Annotated in this window: 15 protein-coding genes; 11 read left to right on the plus strand and 4 right to left on the minus strand. The window is 60.4% G+C overall.

Annotated elements, in window-relative coordinates; all coding sequences use genetic code 11:
• Nucleotides 1-32 precede the first annotated feature (32 nt).
• A complete protein-coding gene (locus RCAS_RS03680) occupies nt 33-266 on the minus strand; it encodes a DUF433 domain-containing protein (RefSeq protein ID WP_012119263.1) in 234 nt (77 codons plus the stop codon).
• A 148-nt stretch (nt 267-414) separates the two neighbouring features.
• Here RCAS_RS03680 and tsaE point away from each other — a divergent pair, with 148 nt between their 5' ends.
• The 9 genes from tsaE to RCAS_RS03725 all read left to right on the plus strand — a co-directional run bounded on the left by tsaE (nt 415) and on the right by RCAS_RS03725 (nt 8,955).
• Entirely contained in the window at nt 415-936 is a 522-nt protein-coding gene (gene tsaE, locus RCAS_RS03685; RefSeq protein ID WP_041330174.1) for a tRNA (adenosine(37)-N6)-threonylcarbamoyltransferase complex ATPase subunit type 1 TsaE, read from the plus strand.
• A gap of 4 nt (nt 937-940) precedes the next feature.
• Nucleotides 941-1,591 (plus strand): tRNA (adenosine(37)-N6)-threonylcarbamoyltransferase complex dimerization subunit type 1 TsaB, encoded by a 651-nt coding sequence (gene tsaB / locus RCAS_RS03690; RefSeq protein WP_012119265.1) that lies wholly within the window; start codon nt 941-943, stop codon nt 1,589-1,591.
• Between the two features lie 160 nt (nt 1,592-1,751).
• Entirely contained in the window at nt 1,752-3,542 is a 1,791-nt protein-coding gene (locus RCAS_RS03695) for an aldehyde ferredoxin oxidoreductase family protein (protein WP_012119266.1), read from the plus strand.
• A gap of 91 nt (nt 3,543-3,633) precedes the next feature.
• The gene (locus RCAS_RS03700) at nt 3,634-4,407 is read left to right on the plus strand and encodes a hypothetical protein (RefSeq protein WP_012119267.1); all 774 of its coding nucleotides are present in this window, start codon (nt 3,634-3,636) and stop codon (nt 4,405-4,407) included.
• Nucleotides 4,408-4,648: 241 nt separating this feature from the next.
• Entirely contained in the window at nt 4,649-6,565 is a 1,917-nt protein-coding gene (gene ftsH / locus RCAS_RS03705) for an ATP-dependent zinc metalloprotease FtsH (RefSeq protein ID WP_012119268.1), read from the plus strand.
• A 124-nt stretch (nt 6,566-6,689) separates the two neighbouring features.
• Nucleotides 6,690-7,457 carry a YebC/PmpR family DNA-binding transcriptional regulator gene (locus RCAS_RS03710; RefSeq protein ID WP_012119269.1) on the plus strand — a complete coding sequence of 256 codons (768 nt, stop codon included), beginning with the start codon at nt 6,690-6,692 and terminating at the stop codon, nt 7,455-7,457.
• Between the two features lie 3 nt (nt 7,458-7,460).
• On the plus strand, nt 7,461-7,967 hold the full coding sequence (ruvC, locus tag RCAS_RS03715; RefSeq protein ID WP_012119270.1) for a crossover junction endodeoxyribonuclease RuvC: 507 nt from the start codon (nt 7,461-7,463) through the stop codon (nt 7,965-7,967).
• A gap of 37 nt (nt 7,968-8,004) precedes the next feature.
• Nucleotides 8,005-8,670: a class I SAM-dependent methyltransferase gene (locus tag RCAS_RS03720; protein ID WP_232280157.1), complete on the plus strand. Its 666-nt coding sequence runs from the start codon at nt 8,005-8,007 to the stop codon at nt 8,668-8,670.
• Nucleotides 8,671-8,676: 6 nt separating this feature from the next.
• Complete coding sequence (locus RCAS_RS03725; protein WP_012119272.1) at nt 8,677-8,955, plus strand: YkoF family thiamine/hydroxymethylpyrimidine-binding protein; 279 nt, start codon at nt 8,677-8,679, stop codon at nt 8,953-8,955.
• 54 nt (nt 8,956-9,009) lie between these two features.
• On the opposite strand, the gene RCAS_RS03730 is transcribed toward RCAS_RS03725, so the two are convergent.
• Nucleotides 9,010-10,584, minus strand: coding sequence for a glycosyltransferase (locus tag RCAS_RS03730; RefSeq protein ID WP_012119273.1), 1,575 nt, complete (start codon nt 10,582-10,584; stop codon nt 9,010-9,012).
• Between the two features lie 204 nt (nt 10,585-10,788).
• Here RCAS_RS03730 and RCAS_RS03735 point away from each other — a divergent pair, with 204 nt between their 5' ends.
• Entirely contained in the window at nt 10,789-11,523 is a 735-nt protein-coding gene (locus RCAS_RS03735) for a GNAT family N-acetyltransferase (RefSeq protein ID WP_012119274.1), read from the plus strand.
• A gap of 53 nt (nt 11,524-11,576) precedes the next feature.
• The gene (locus RCAS_RS03740) at nt 11,577-12,842 is read left to right on the plus strand and encodes a Glu/Leu/Phe/Val family dehydrogenase (RefSeq protein WP_012119275.1); all 1,266 of its coding nucleotides are present in this window, start codon (nt 11,577-11,579) and stop codon (nt 12,840-12,842) included.
• A 42-nt stretch (nt 12,843-12,884) separates the two neighbouring features.
• Here the strand turns inward: RCAS_RS03740 and RCAS_RS03745 are convergent, their stop codons facing one another.
• Both RCAS_RS03745 and RCAS_RS03750 read right to left on the minus strand, forming a co-directional pair.
• Nucleotides 12,885-13,871 carry an ABC transporter permease gene (locus RCAS_RS03745; RefSeq protein WP_012119276.1) on the minus strand — a complete coding sequence of 329 codons (987 nt, stop codon included), beginning with the start codon at nt 13,869-13,871 and terminating at the stop codon, nt 12,885-12,887.
• Complete coding sequence (locus tag RCAS_RS03750) at nt 13,855-14,805, minus strand: ABC transporter ATP-binding protein (RefSeq protein ID WP_012119277.1); 951 nt, start codon at nt 14,803-14,805, stop codon at nt 13,855-13,857. The genes RCAS_RS03745 and RCAS_RS03750 overlap by 17 nt, the downstream gene beginning before the upstream one ends.
• Nucleotides 14,806-14,818: the final 13 nt, after the last annotated feature.

Here is a 14,818-nt window from a genome sequence, read left to right on the forward strand (position 1 = left end):
GCGTCGTGGCAGTTGGGCATCGACGAGAAAGTTCATGCTGTTACTAGCTCCAGACGCTTGACCCGACTCAACTGCGCCGCAAATGTCAGCGCAGCAAGAATATCGTCACGCTCAAGATCTTCGTAATCTGCAAGGATCTCGTCAATGGTCATTCCTGAGCTCAGCATTTCCAGGATTGTTTCAACGGGATAGCGCAATCCACGAATGACAGACTTGCCATGGCATATGTCGGGGTCGATGGTGATGCGACTCAGGAGCATGTTCATTGATGTTCTCCTTCTGCAGAACAGCGTACCGGCGAGCACAAGTATACCATAGGGCGTCCTTCAAAGATATCAGGTTGAAGCGTAGCTCTTCTATGCCTGTTGATGTATGGCGGTCGTTGTGAGGACGACCGTTCCATGTGCTACAATAATGCCTATGAGGGTACGAAGCGTTGTCCATTCGCCGCATGTCCTCGATTTTGTTTCGCATAGCGTCGCACAGACGATACGCATTGGTCAGCGCCTGGGTGAGTTGTTGCAACACGGCGATGTTGTGGCGCTTCGCGGCGATCTTGGCGCCGGGAAAACGCACCTGATCAAGGGGATCGTTCAGGGTCTCGGCTCGACCGATGTGGTCAACAGTCCAAGTTTCGTGCTGATCAATCAGTATCGTGCCGGCGCACAGCGTGGTGGGATGCCGATTTACCATGCCGATCTCTACCGTATTGAGCGACCTGCTGAACTGTACGGCGTTGGGTTGGAAGAAGCGCTCGACGGTGATGGTGTGTGTCTGATCGAGTGGGCAGAGCGCGCGGAGGCCTTGTTGCCCGACGATCGGCTCGATGTGCATCTCAGCCACCTGAGCGAGACGAAGCGCGTGGTGCGTTTCACGCCGTGCGGTCGGCGGTATGAAGCGCTGGTCGATACGTTGAAGAAGACGGCGTTCACCTGACTCTATGTTGCTTGCAATCGACACATCGACTGCGGACGCCGGTATTGCCTGCTACGATGGAGAGCGTGGCGCGCTGGGCGAATGCGTCTGGCGCGCCGGGCGCGACCATACGGCGCAACTTCTGCCACAGATCGATCTGTTGCTGCGCCACATTCGTTGTGCGCGCAGCGATATTCGGGCGGTCGCCGTAGCGTTGGGACCGGGGAGTTGGAGTGGATTGCGGGTGGGTATGAGCGTTGCCAAGGGGTTTGCGCTGGCGCGCGATCTGCCGCTTATTGGCATCGGTACGCTTCAAGCGGTGGCGTATCAGCACCGTGTTGCGCACTTGCGGGTCGTTCCTGTCATCAATCTGGGGCGCGGGAGAGTAGCGGCGCTTGCCAATGATGCGCAAGAACCGCAGAACCTTACCATCGCCGATCTTGCGGCGACGATCAACGAACCGGCGCTCTTCTGCGGTGATGTTGACGCTGAATTTCAGGCGATGCTGCGTCGCCTGTTGCCCAATCGGGCGCACTTTCCGTCGCCCGCAGCGAATGTACGCCGTCCTGCATATCTGGCGGAACTGGCATGGAAACGCCTGATTGCTGGCGAATGCGACCGCGTCGCTACACTCGAACCGATCTATCTTGGGCAGCCGGTTAAGACGGTTGGTTGAACTATTTGGCACGCTGCACTGAACATTGATCCGAAGAACCGATGGACAGGCGTCGTTGGAGGCGAAACGGGGTCATCTTTCTGCTCAGGTCCAGGCAGTTTTCAGATCTGTCCCTCTCCTCGCCACGACTGCTCCTGATGCGCAGACGGAGGAACACGTCATGCCGCTGCAAGCACTCCGCGTTGCACTGACCGATCAGCGCGTAATGACAGAGTATTTGCCTGCTGAGGTGGAACAACGCTTCCTCGGCGGGCGCGGCGCCGCCGCCTGGCTCCTTGCCCGATGGGTTCCTTCGAAGATTGGCCCGCTGGCGCCTGCTAATCTCCTGATCTTTAGCGCCGGACCGCTTGCGGGGGTGACGTTCGGTGGATTAACCGTTACGACGCGCTCGCCGATTACCAATTCGGTTTCGCACGGGTGGGCGTCAGGAAGGTGGGGAGCGCACCTGCGTCGTGCCGGGTACGATCTGCTGATCCTCGAAGGGCAAAGCCCCGATTGGTGCTGGATTCGAATCGATGGATCGCAGGTGGATATTCTTCCGGCGACGCGCCTCCTCGGTCTCGATACGCAAGCGACGAATCAGGCGTTGCGCCGGGATCTCGGTGATGAGTATGCTGTGCTCTGCATCGGACCGGCGGGGGAAGCGGGTGTTGCGTATAGCGCTATTGTCGCAGAAGGCGCGTTCGCAGTCGAACCGGCAGGCGCCGGCGCGATCATGGCGCGCAAGCGCGTGAAGGCCATCGCCGTGCGTGGCGCGCACCCATGCCCGGTTGCCGACCGGCAGCGGCTCGATCAGGCGCTGGAAAGCATCAACCGACGCATTGCCGCCAGCGATGTCGCAGCCGGTTTTCGTCAGTATGGCAGCCTGTGCTATGCGCAGCGCGCCGAAGAACTGGGCGCCTTGAGCGCGCGCAATGGGCAATCCCATACTGTGTCGCATGCCAGCGCGATCAGTCGAACAGCGCTGGCACAGCGCGGTCGGCGCGAATCACGCGGTTGCGAAGGATGTCTGCTGGCATGTCATAGTGCGTATATCCGCAAAAATGGCGAACCGGTCGCCTATCCCGATCTGGAGGCGCTCGCTGGCTTTGGCTGGCGGTGCGGGTTATCCACTCCTGATGCGATTATTCTCGTTAACGATCTCTGCCTGCGCCTTGGTCTCGATGTGTCGGAAACCAGCGCGGCGCTGGCGTTTGTGATGGAGTGCCGCGAGCGTGGGTTGATCCATGCCGGCAATCTGGCATGGGGCGATCTCGAATCGGTGGTCGGCGCTCTTCGCCGCCTGGGGCAGCGCCAGGAAAAGCGCGATATTCTGTCGCTGGGCGTCGGCGAAATGCAGGAGGTATACTACGGAAGTAGTGCATTTGCGCCACAAGTGCGTCAACTTGCGTTCCCGGCGCTCGATCCGCGCGCGTTGCCCGAAATCGCCCTGGCAGACGCCACTGCACCGATTGGCGGCGACTACCGTTACGCGATGATCTACGAGCCGTTCCTCGTCGAACCGCCTGTCTGGCTTCCCACTGACCCCAGCAATCCCCACTCGATCCAGGGCGTCGTCCCACGCTTGATCTGGCACGAACGGTTTGCGGCGGCGGTCGATGCCGCAGGATTGTGTCGTCGCCTGGCGCTGCTGGCGTATCAGATCGCTCCTGCCGAACTGAATGAACTTCTGGCTGCAACGCTTGGGCGATCCTTCACCAGTGTCGATGTGGCGAAGATTGGGGAACGGATCGTTACGCTCGAACGCTGGCTGGCGGTTCAGTATGGCGCGGGACGCGATACGCTGCCGCATCGCTGGACGGAAGAACCGCTCGAAGACGGTCCGGCGGCAGGAAAGTTGCCGCTGCTGAATGACATGCTGGCGGAGTATTACCGTCGTCACGGTTGGGATGAACAGGGACGCCCCTCGGAAGCGCGCCTGACTGAGTTGGGGATCACCCTGCCTGCCTGATTGCGGCGCCTTCCTGTGCATCCTGCAACCTGAACGCCGTTTCCGGCGTCTCACTCGCTGAACATCCTGGTGTGCGCCGGAGGAACATGGTATGACCCTCCACGTCGATGATGTGTTTGCTTCCTTCGACCGGGACCACGCCCTGGAGCGGCTGGCGGGAGGCAATGAGACTGAGGTGTACTGGACCGACGACCGTCGCTATGTCGTTAAACTCAAGTATGATCTGGGGGGCGATCTGAGTCAGGCGCTGCGATGGGCGCGGTTGATGCGCGATGTTGCTGAACATTATGCGGCGTGCCTTGGCGAGTGGCACACAATCCCCAACTATTTTATTGTTGCGCGTGGCAGCGATGGGCGTATCTATCCGCTGACGGTCCAACCCTTCCTTCCCGATGCCCAACCGCTCGATGCACTCGACTATCAGGCGTTGACGCCGGAGCAGCGCGCGCTCGTCGCTCTTCAGTTGAGCGACATTCTGTGTCGGGCGCGCGCATTCTATCGCGCGACCGGCAGCATGCCCGATCTCTATGGGCGATCCGCCGGCAGTCACGATGAACGCGAGCGGATGAAGGCGCTCGACCGTTTGCCGCAGCGACTGTGGAGTTTTCTTGTCGAGCGCACGCTGCTGCGGTCGCACAATCTGATGCTGTTGCGCGATCCAGAGATGCGGATTGTGCTGATCGATTACGATCCGGTGCGTCGAGGTCGCCTGTATCGCCTGGTCTATTTTGCAGCCCGCTGCATGCTGTTGCTGCGCGACTTCGCGGCGCTCGCGTGGCTGCGCCGAAGTGCAAGACGCGACAGAGTGCGTGCAGCGCAGACGCTGGCGCCGCATGCATCCGTATCCGCGTCCGATCCGTCATGACAGATCAACAGAACGCTGTGCGCGGAACAGTTGCTCTTTCTGGCAGGAAGATGCCGGGTTTGCACCATGAAGTGCGTCCAAAACATGATCGAAAATTGTGATCTTGCCACATTGTCGCGCCGAAAGGCGTCTGGTATAATATCAGCACGGGCGGTCAGAGGGGACTGTTGTCATCTGTTCCTACCCGCTAATGTGCAGCGCAACATTGATCAGGAGCAGCGCTCCTAGAACGTGAACGATTATGGGTGACAATCGCTGGCTGAAGAATAGTTTCGTCTACCTCATCATCCTGGTCGCTGCATTGGCGCTGTTCTTCAATTATTTCAACAATGCGCAGGGTCAGGCGGAGGAACGGGGCATCTATCAGGTGCTCGCAGATGCCAAAGCTGGCAGGGTTGAGAAGATCGAAGCGCAGTCGGGCAACACCGAGATTCTGGTGACGTACCGCGATACCAGAACGAAAGTGCGGTCGCGCATTGAGTCGAATGATAGTATCACGATGCTGCTGGTGCAGGCTGGTGTGCCGCTCGACGCGGTGAATGTCGAGGTGCGCGCGGCGCCTGCCTGGGGCGGGTTGCTGAATGTTTTCACCATCCTGTTGCCGGTATTGTTGATGATCGGCTTTTTTGTCTTCTTCATGCGTCAGGCGCAAGGGTCGAACAATCAGGCGCTGTCGTTTGGCAAGAGCCGGGCGCGTATGTTCTCTGGCGATAAGCCGACGGTGACGTTTGCCGATGTCGCCGGTCAGGAAGAAGCCAAACAGGATTTGACCGAGGTTGTTGAGTTTCTTAAGTTTCCTGACAAGTTTGCGGCGCTTGGTGCGCGTATTCCGCGCGGCGTGCTGATGGTTGGTCCTCCGGGAACCGGCAAGACGCTCCTGTCGCGTGCGGTCGCCGGCGAGGCAGGGGTGCCGTTCTTCTCAATCTCTGGTTCGGAGTTCGTTGAGATGTTCGTCGGTGTCGGCGCCAGCCGTGTGCGCGACCTGTTCGACCAGGCGAAGCGGAATGCGCCCTGTATTGTGTTCATCGACGAGATCGACGCGGTCGGTCGGCAGCGTGGCGCCGGGCTTGGCGGCTCGCACGACGAACGCGAGCAGACGCTCAATCAGATTCTGGTTGAGATGGATGGCTTCGATACCAATACAAACGTTATCGTCATTGCCGCCACCAACCGACCAGACGTGCTCGATCCGGCGCTGGTGCGCCCCGGTCGCTTCGACCGCCAGGTGGTGCTCGATGCGCCGGATGTGAAAGGGCGTATTGAGGTGCTCAGGGTGCATACCAAGGGTAAGCCGCTTGCCGATGATGTGCAACTCGATGTCATCGCAAGGCAGACGCCCGGCTTCTCTGGGGCCGATCTGGCAAATGCGGTGAACGAGGCGGCGATTCTGGCGGCGCGCCGTTCGAAGAAGAAGATTGGCATGGCAGAGTTGCAGGACGCGATTGAGCGCGTGGCGCTCGGTGGTCCTGAGCGACGCAGCCGGGTGTTGACCGAACGGGAAAAATTGCTGACGGCGTATCACGAATCCGGTCACGCGATTGCGGCGGCGGGTATGCCGAAAGCCTTTCCGGTGCAGAAGGTGACGATTGTGCCGCGTGGACGAGCCGGCGGGTATACGCTCTATCTGCCCGAAGAGGATAGTATTCGTTACACAACTGCGTCGCAGTTCGCAGCGCAACTCGTCTCGGCGCTTGGCGGGCGCGTGGCAGAAGAGATTGTCTTCGGACCTGATGAGGTCTCGACGGGGGCGGCGGGTGATATTCAGCAGGTGACACGCATTGCGCGCGCGATGGTGACCCGCTATGGCATGAGTGCGAAGCTTGGTCCGATTGCATTCGGTGAGCGCGAGGAGTTGATCTTCCTGGGGCGCGAGATTACTGAGCAGCGCAACTATAGCGATGCTGTGGCGCGCGAGATCGATAACGAAGTGCATCGCATCGTTTCAGAAGCGTATGAGCGTACTCGCCTGATCCTGACGTATAACCGCGAGGTGCTGAACGATATGGCCAGTGCGCTGATTGAGTATGAAACGCTCGATGGTGAACGCTTGAAAGAATTGATCAGCCGTGTCGTGAAGATCGATGAGATTGAGCGTCGCCCGAACGGTGGCAACGGGGTGCTGGATACTTCATCAACGCTGACTGCGCCGCAGGCATAGCACCATAGCACAACCACTTCTGGAACGGGGGAGGCTTTGCCTCCCCTGTTCGCTTGTCGTATGCTATAATGCCAAAACGATGTGAGATGTGTCTGGATGCCTGGTAGTCCTGGAGAACCCTGCTATGTCTGGTCATTCGAAGTGGCACTCGATCCGGCGCACAAAAGGAGTGCTCGATCAACGGCGTGGGCAACTCTTTACGAAACTGGCGCGTGATATTACCATTGCGACGCGCGAAGGGGGGAGCGGCGACCCGGAAGCGAATTTTCGCCTGCGCCTTGCCGTCGATAAGGCGCGCGCCGCCAATATGCCGATGGATAATATTCAGCGCGCGATCGATCGAGGGTTGGGGAGAGGCGGGAGCGATGCTGCGGCGCTTGAAGAGATTTATTACGAAGGGTACGCTCCCGGCGGTGTGGCGCTGCTGATCGAGGCGGCGACCGATAATCGTAATCGCACTGCTTCCGATGTGCGCGCGACGATGACGAAGAATGGCGGCAGCCCCGGTGAACCCGGTTCGGTGAGTTGGATGTTTGAAACCAGAGGGTTGATTACCATTGATCTGTCGGTCAAACGCCTTGACCCGGACGAAGTGATGCTTATTGCAATCGATGCAGGCGCAGAGGATGTTCAGATTGAGGATGATATTGTCGAGGTGTACACCGATTTTAAGCAACTCGCCGCGGTGCGCCAACAATTGATCGCCGCCGGTCTCCCGGTCACCGGCGCCGAGAAGACGATGATTGCCAAAACAACGGTGCAACCCGATACCGCCGACGCGCTCAAGGCGATGAGGCTGATCGAGAAACTCGAAGACCTCGACGATGTGCAGAAGGTCTACAGCAATCTCGAAATTACCAGTGAACTGGCTGAACAGTTCGTTAGCGGGTGACGCTTGATTGCCTCGCGCACAATTGGTATCGACCCTGGCACTGCCCGAATGGGGTGGGGCATTGTCGAAGAAACCGGCGGAACGGTGTCTCTGGTTGATTGTGGTGTGCTGACGACGCCTGCGGGAGTATCGCAGGCGTCACGCTTGCTGCAACTGTACAACGACTTGTGCAGTCTGATTGCGCGCTACCATCCTGCCGCCGCCGCGATTGAAGAACTGTTTTTCGGCAAGAATGTCAATACGGCGTTGAACGTCGGGCAGGCGCGCGGTATTGCGCTGCTGGCGTTTGCACAGGCTGGTATTCCTGTCCACGAATATAAGCCGTTGCAGGTCAAGCAGGCGCTGGCAGGGTATGGCGGCGCTGATAAGCGCCAGGTGCAGGAGATGGTTCGTCTGACGCTTCGCTTGCCGACTATCCCGCGCCCCGATGATGCCGCTGATGCTGTGGCAGTGGCGATCTGCCATACCTATGCCGCGCCGATGCTGCGCCGGATCGGGGAAGGGCGGTAGGTGGTTCTCTCTCTGTGCGCGTGAGATGAGGGGTGATGTGACTGCTGCGCCCCTTAATCCTTTTGATGCGCCTGAACTGGCGGTGGGCTACGAAGCCTGGTATGCGACGGAGGGCCGGGCTGCGGATCAGGCTGAGCGCCGCTTGCTGACATGGCTGCTGTCCGGTCTGCCGCAGCCGCAGACGCTGGTGGAGATCGGTGTTGGAACCGGGCATTTTGCACGCTGGCTGGCGTCGGAGGGGTACCGTGTCGTCGGCGTGGATCGGTCGGCGCCAATGCTTGCCGAGGCGTTGCAACGTGGCAGTGTGCCGCTGATACGCGCCGATGCGGCAGATTTGCCATTCGCCAACGATGCGTTCGATGTTGCGCTGCTGATAACGACATTGGAATTTTTGCCCTGCCCAGAGCGTGCGTTGCAGGAAGCAGCGCGTGTGGCGCGGCAGGGGATGATCCTGGGGGTGCTCAATCGCTGGCATCCCCTGGCGTGGCAACGGAAGCGCAGCGGGTTGTCCGTCTGGCAGGTTGCCCGTTTCTACGCTCCGCCTGAACTGGCGCGGTTGGTGCACCAGGCGCTTCATCGATCGGTCGCCAGTATGACCTGGCGCACGACACTTTTGCCGGCTCCCTGGGTGCAATCTTCTTCTCGCCTGCCGGTCGGCGCATTTATTGGGATGCGAGTGGTGCTGTCGAAGTGGAAGGGATGAAGAACGATGGTACACCGTGATCATCCGGTCGGCCTGACGGCGCAGGTGAGTCTGTATCCGCTGCGTCAGGAACATCTCAGCCCGGCAATCGATGCTGCACTGGCGCTCTGGCGTGAGCGAGGATTGGATGTGCGACCAGGGGCGATGAGCACGTTGATTGCGGGCGAAGAAGCGACTGTTTGGGAAGCGCTGCGCGCGGCGTTTGCCGCCGCAGCCGCATGCGGTGAGACGGTTATGGTGGTGACGGTGTCGAACGCTTGCCCATGGGTTTCATCCACACAGTAATGTCGAGAAGGACAGACAAAATTGCTGTCCGTAGACCCCAGGGCTGACGAATCCTTACGGTGAGACTTCGCTTTCAGGTGCAGGTGCGACATTCATTTCGAACGTTGCGTCAGGAACAGACGACGCAGATGCCTGCTCTGCCGTACCGGTCGGCGCCGACGGGGTGGTGGTCCCCGGCATTTCGGCCGCGGCGGGTGGCTCGTCATGGGCAACTACTGGCGCCGGCGGGGTGGCGGTTTCTGGCGTTTCGGCTGCGGTGCGTGGCTCGTCCATGGCTGGCGCCGTCATCTCTATCAGAGCAGTCGCTGTGGGAACCGCCAGCAATTCGATGTGATCGCAGCGGGGGCATACCCACGCCCGAGGGGTGATCTGGCGTTCTGGGGAAGATGTGACCACAATAGTTCCCTTGACCGGCGCCGACACCAGGCGCTGACCGCAGCGCCTGCACACAACGAGGCGGTCTGGCGGGGACGGATCGGCAGGGGCGGCAATGGGCGCAGGTGTTGGGCGCGGCGCGCCCGCCGCTGCCCGGCGATAGACTGCCAGCGTCTCACGGGCGGCGCGCTGCCACGAGAACTGCTCTGCGCGCGCGCGGGCAAGCCGTCCCATCGTTTCGCGGCGCTCCTCATCGTCCCACAGCATCTCGATGCCATCCGCCCAGGCGCCAATGTCGAGCGGCGGAATGTAGTCGACCGCATCACTGCCGATTTCGGGCAGACTCGCGCTCGATGATGCCAGACACGCGGCGCCGCATGCCATCGCTTCCAACAGCGGTAGCCCAAAGCCTTCGTAGAGTGAGGGATTGATGTAGAAGCGGCATGCATTGTACAACCAGCGGAGATCGTACTGCCCGACGCGCCCGGCAAAGAGGACGTGTTCTGCGAGGTGCAGATCGCGCACGGTTGAAAACACATCCTCATCGCGCCAGCCGCGTGCGCCCGCCACGACCAGGCGATATGCGCGATCCGGTCGTCGGTCGAGGCAGATGCGCAGTGCGCGCAGTAATGATGGCAGGTTCTTGCGTGGTTCGAGGGTGCTGACAAACAACATGAACGACTGCGCTTCCACCGGTGTTCCGGCGAGCACGCGCGTTTCGCCGGGGCGAAGCGAGAGTGGCGTGTAGATCGGTGCGGCAGCCTCGTAGATGACATCAATCCGCTCAGGCGGAAGATCGAGGAATTGGGCAATGTCCTCGCGGGTGGTTTCGGAGACGGCGATCACCGCATCCGCGCGCGCGGCGCTGTCGCCGACCTGCCGATAGTAGGCGCTTGCAGCGCTATCGAGGATGTCGGGGTAGCGCAAAAATGCAAGATCGTGAATGGTGACGACCGTTGGGCAGCAGTGATGGCGGGGCGCGATGAAGTCGGGGAAATGGACGACGTGCGGGCGAGCCGCCAGCAGTTCCAACGGCAGAATCCAGCGCTCAAAGCGATGATGGGGCGGCGTGTACAGGGGATGACGCACCACATTGGGTGCGACGACCAGTGGGCGCAGATGCTCCCGATGCTGGAGGCTGATGATCTGATCATCGGCGGCGCAGTCAGCCAGCGCTGCCATCAACTGGCGCGTGTACTGAGCAATGCCGCCGGTGCGATAAGCATTCAAACGAGCGTCGATTGCAATCCGCATGACGCTAATCTGGCTATTCAGGGAAAATTTCCTCTCGGCGCCGCAGGTCAGTGCGTCGCTGTCGAGCGGGCGCCGACTGATTGATGACGGTCAATGGGCAACGATGTTGGCGTGTCGTAGCATGCTCATTATATCATTATTGCGGATCCGCGGTTCAGGTGCGTCGCGCGCTCCAAGTTGACGACCATTCCCGGCACAGGTACAATGAGATACCGCTGCGTGTGTCTTGCCCGGCGGCGCTTCTCCGCAGCCTTTCGTGATCTGCCGACTGCTCATGGCGGTTTGAATGGTATGCTGACGATCTCGCGCGTTGTGACGCCTGCTCTCATCCCGCTGCAGATCCGCGCAGCGCGTATGGACGACATCTACCCTATTCTGCGGCTGCACTGTGAAGCCTTTGCGGATAAGTTCGGCGCCGCTTTTGGCGTTCACGGCACGGCGCGCGGTATCGAGGCGATGGCAGAAGCCTGGCGGCGCCAGGGGCGGAGCGCCTTGCGCGGCATGTTCGTGGCCGAATCCAATGGTCTGGTGGTTGGCACGGTTTCGTTGCGCACATGGGATACGGCCAGCGATACGAGTGGCGCCGCTGAACTTGCGTTTCATCAGGTGCTGGGCGTATGGGGCGCCGTTCGCTCGATTTTTGCACTGTCGCTGCTCGAGCATGCAATCGAGCGCAGCGAAGGATACATTACCGATGTGGCAGTGCTGGCGCGCTATCGGCGCAATGGCATTGCGCGCGCATTGCTGGATCACGTGGAACAGGAAGCCCGGCAACGGGGGAAGCGATTCCTGGGATTGTACGTCAGCGCATCAAACACACCGGCGCGCCGCCTCTATGCCAGTGTAGGGTTCGTTGATCATCGGACGCGCCGTTCGTGGCTCGCTGCTCTGATTCTTCGCCAGCGCACCTGGATCTATATGCGTAAGGAACTTGGATAGCGAGCGTTCCTTCGCTTCGGTTTCATCCTTCTTTCACATCAAAGGAGCAGACAATGAGGTCTGATCGTGACAACCCGTTTCGGATCGCTCAAGAGCAGTTTGACCGCGCGGCGGCGCTGCTCGAACTGCCCGATAATGTGCGCGAGGTCTTGCGCGTCCCGCAACGCGAGTTGACCGTGCGTTTTCCGGTGATGATGGATGATGGTTCGACCCGTATCTTTACCGGGTATCGGGTGCAACATAATCTTGGACGTGGACCAACCAAAGGCGGCATTCGCTACCATCCGAGCGTCGATATTGACGAAGTGCGCGCTCTTGCCATGTGGATGACCTGGAAGTGCGCGCTGGTTAACATCCCGTATGGCGGCGCGAAGGGAGGGGTCGTCTGCGATCCTGCCCAACTTTCTTCTGGTGAACTCGAACGCCTGACCCGCCGTTTTGCAACCGAAGTTGCAATTGTGGTCGGTAGTGAGCGTGATATTCCTGCTCCCGATGTTAATACTAATCCCCAGATTATGGCATGGTTCATGGATACCCTCTCCATGCAGCAAGGGCACACGATCAATGCCGTCGTCACCGGTAAACCGATTGAGGTTGGCGGCTCGTTGGGGCGAAATGAGGCGACAGGGCGCGGCGTCAGCCTCATGGTGCGCGAATGGGCGCGGCGTCAGCGCCGGCGACTGGAGGATTTGCGGGTAGTGGTGCAAGGGTTCGGAAATGTCGGTGGTGTGGCTGCATCGCTCATTTCTGCGCTGGGGTGCAGGGTGATCGCTGTTGGGGATGCCAGCGGCGGGTATTTGTGTCGCAATGGACTCAATATTGCGGAGATGCGCCGGTATGCCGCGCAGCATCCGCGTCGATTGCTGGAAGGATACAGCGCTCCCGGGGTCGAGCGCATCGATAACCGCGCGTTGCTCGAAACGCCGTGCGATGTGCTGGTTCCGGCGGCGCTGGAAAATCAGATCACCGATCAGAATGCCGAACGTATCCGTGCAACGCTCATCGTCGAAGGCGCAAACGGTCCGACAACCCCGCAGGCGGATGAAATCCTCGAGGAACGCGGGATCGTCGTTGTTCCCGATATTCTGGCGAACGCTGGCGGCGTGACGGTCAGTTACTTCGAATGGGTCCAGGGATTGCAATCCTTCTTCTGGAATGAACAGGATGTCAATCATCGTCTGGAACAGATTATGGTCAGCGCCTTCGAGCAGGTGTGCGACCTTGCGGATCGGCGCGGCATCTCTCTGCGTCTGGCAGCGTACCTCCTGGCAGTGCGTCGCGTTGCAGACGCCAATCTTATTCGCGGGCTGTATCCGTAGTCTTTGCAGACCTGAACCGATCTGGAGGTACGTTTCGCATGCTCACGCGCGAATCTCCTGCCGCTGGAACAGCACGTATCCCAACGCAAACAGGACAATCGTTGCTGCGATCAGCCCGGTGGCGTGGGGCCAGGTGAGCAGCATGCTCTGCGTCGCGGGAAGCGGCGTTCCCAGCACGGCGCCGTGCAACTGGATCGGCAGAATGATCCCCAGCGAGCGCACTGTCGGGTTGAGCGTCGCCAGTGCCACCTCGGTAAAGAGTGTGTTGGGCGAAATGCGCGCCAGCGCCAGTTCCAGTTGCACCTGATCGATCAATGCCAGCGGATCGCCCGGTGGCACGGGACGCAACAGGTTTGCCAGCAGGCTGGCGATGATTCCCCAAAAGGCGGTGAAAAAGAGCCAGACGGCGATGGCAGCCAACGCCGCTGTGGCCGGTTGGCGAAAGACGATGGAGAAGAGCATCGCCAGCGCCAGCCAGACACCGCCGTAAAAGATGGTCACCAGCAGAAACCACAGGCTGCGCACGACCTCCTCACCGTCCGGCGGCACCCCCAACCGCACCAGGCCCATGCCAACAATGAGCAGCCAGATGGCGGTCAGTGTGAGCGCAAGGGCGCCAAGCCCGGCCAGGAACTTCCCAAACAATAGTGCGTCCCGATAGATCGGTTGCGCCAGCACTTTCGAGATGGTGCGCTGGTTGAACTCGCCGTTGACCGAGTCGAATGCCAGTGCAATGCCGAGCAAGGGCACGAGCAGCCCCAGAAAGCCAACGAACGCCGGTAGCGGCTCGCGCGCGGTAGTGAACAACTGAAGAAACAGGAACGTATCTCCGCCCGCGCCATCGCGCAGACTCTGCGATGCTGCGTAGACCGTCCCGGTGGCGGTCAGCACAATCAGCGCCTCCAGAATCAGCATCCGCGCGCTTGTCAGGTAGTCGGCCATCTCTTTGGCGACCACCGCCCATAGACCGGTCCACGGCGACCCTTCGCGCTGTCGTCCCAATGGAAGAGATTCAGGCTGCCGTAGCATATGCCGCCTCCTTTTGGAAATAGCGCGTGTAGATCTCATCGAGACGGGGCATATCGGCGCTGAGCGCCAGCAATCTCCCCCCTGCCTCGACGATGGCGCGCGCAATATCGGCGCGCAGGTCGCTGCGCGCTTCGATGTGATAGGTTCGCGCGCCATCGCACGTTACCTGAACAACATCGGGGATCTTGCGCAACGCTTCGTCGAGCGCCGTTCCGCCATCTGCCTCGACATGGATGCGGTAGGCGCCGCCAAGCACGTGCTGCGCCAGGTCGCCAACCGTTCCTTCGAGGACCATGCGCCCTTTGTGAAACAATCCGACCCGGTCGCAGACTGCCTGCACCTGATGCAGTAGGTGCGACGAGAGCATGATTGTCATGCCGTCCGCTTTGAGGCGACGGATCAGGTCGAGAAATTCGCGCACTGCCTCAGGGTCCAGCGCCAGCGTCGGCTCGTCCATGATGATCAGCTGTGGGCGCTTAAGCAGCACCTCGGCGACTCCCAGCCGCTGACGCATGCCGCGCGAGAATGTGCCCACGCGGCGGTCGGCGACGTCGCTCAGTCCGACCTGTCCAAGTGCTGCGCGAATGCGGTCTTGCATCTCCCTGCCGCGTATGCCATTCAATTTTGCAATGTAACTCAGGTTCTCGCGCGCAGTCAGCCCGTCGTAGAACCCGACCTGATCGGGCAGGTAGCCGACACGCGACTTGACACTGAGCGGTTGACGCGCCGGGTCAAGCCCCAGCACGCGCACGCTGCCGGATGTCGGCTCGGTCAATCCGAGCAACATCAGGATGGTCGTCGTCTTACCGGCGCCGTTCGGACCCAGCAGCCCGAAAATCTCACCCTTGCGCACCGTCAGGTTCAGACGATCAACGGCGACCAGCGATTCGTACTGTTTGGTCAGGTCACGACACTCGACAACTGTCTCGTCCATTGCGCCCTCCTGC

Source organism: Roseiflexus castenholzii DSM 13941, assembly GCF_000017805.1.
Lineage (GTDB): Bacteria > Chloroflexota > Chloroflexia > Chloroflexales > Roseiflexaceae > Roseiflexus > Roseiflexus castenholzii.

Coding starts and splice junctions, on each gene's coding strand:
- RCAS_RS03680 (WP_012119263.1), bottom strand. CDS start 266: ATGAACATGCTCCTGAGTCGCATCACCATCGACCCCGACATATGCCAT.
- tsaE (WP_041330174.1), top strand. CDS start 415: ATGCCTATGAGGGTACGAAGCGTTGTCCATTCGCCGCATGTCCTCGAT.
- tsaB (WP_012119265.1), top strand. CDS start 941: ATGTTGCTTGCAATCGACACATCGACTGCGGACGCCGGTATTGCCTGC.
- RCAS_RS03695 (WP_012119266.1), top strand. CDS start 1,752: ATGCCGCTGCAAGCACTCCGCGTTGCACTGACCGATCAGCGCGTAATG.
- RCAS_RS03700 (WP_012119267.1), top strand. CDS start 3,634: ATGACCCTCCACGTCGATGATGTGTTTGCTTCCTTCGACCGGGACCAC.
- ftsH (WP_012119268.1), top strand. CDS start 4,649: ATGGGTGACAATCGCTGGCTGAAGAATAGTTTCGTCTACCTCATCATC.
- RCAS_RS03710 (WP_012119269.1), top strand. CDS start 6,690: ATGTCTGGTCATTCGAAGTGGCACTCGATCCGGCGCACAAAAGGAGTG.
- RCAS_RS03725 (WP_012119272.1), top strand. CDS start 8,677: ATGGTACACCGTGATCATCCGGTCGGCCTGACGGCGCAGGTGAGTCTG.
- RCAS_RS03730 (WP_012119273.1), bottom strand. CDS start 10,584: ATGCGGATTGCAATCGACGCTCGTTTGAATGCTTATCGCACCGGCGGC.
- RCAS_RS03735 (WP_012119274.1), top strand. CDS start 10,789: ATGAGATACCGCTGCGTGTGTCTTGCCCGGCGGCGCTTCTCCGCAGCC.
- RCAS_RS03740 (WP_012119275.1), top strand. CDS start 11,577: ATGAGGTCTGATCGTGACAACCCGTTTCGGATCGCTCAAGAGCAGTTT.
- RCAS_RS03745 (WP_012119276.1), bottom strand. CDS start 13,871: ATGCTACGGCAGCCTGAATCTCTTCCATTGGGACGACAGCGCGAAGGG.
- RCAS_RS03750 (WP_012119277.1), bottom strand. CDS start 14,805: ATGGACGAGACAGTTGTCGAGTGTCGTGACCTGACCAAACAGTACGAA.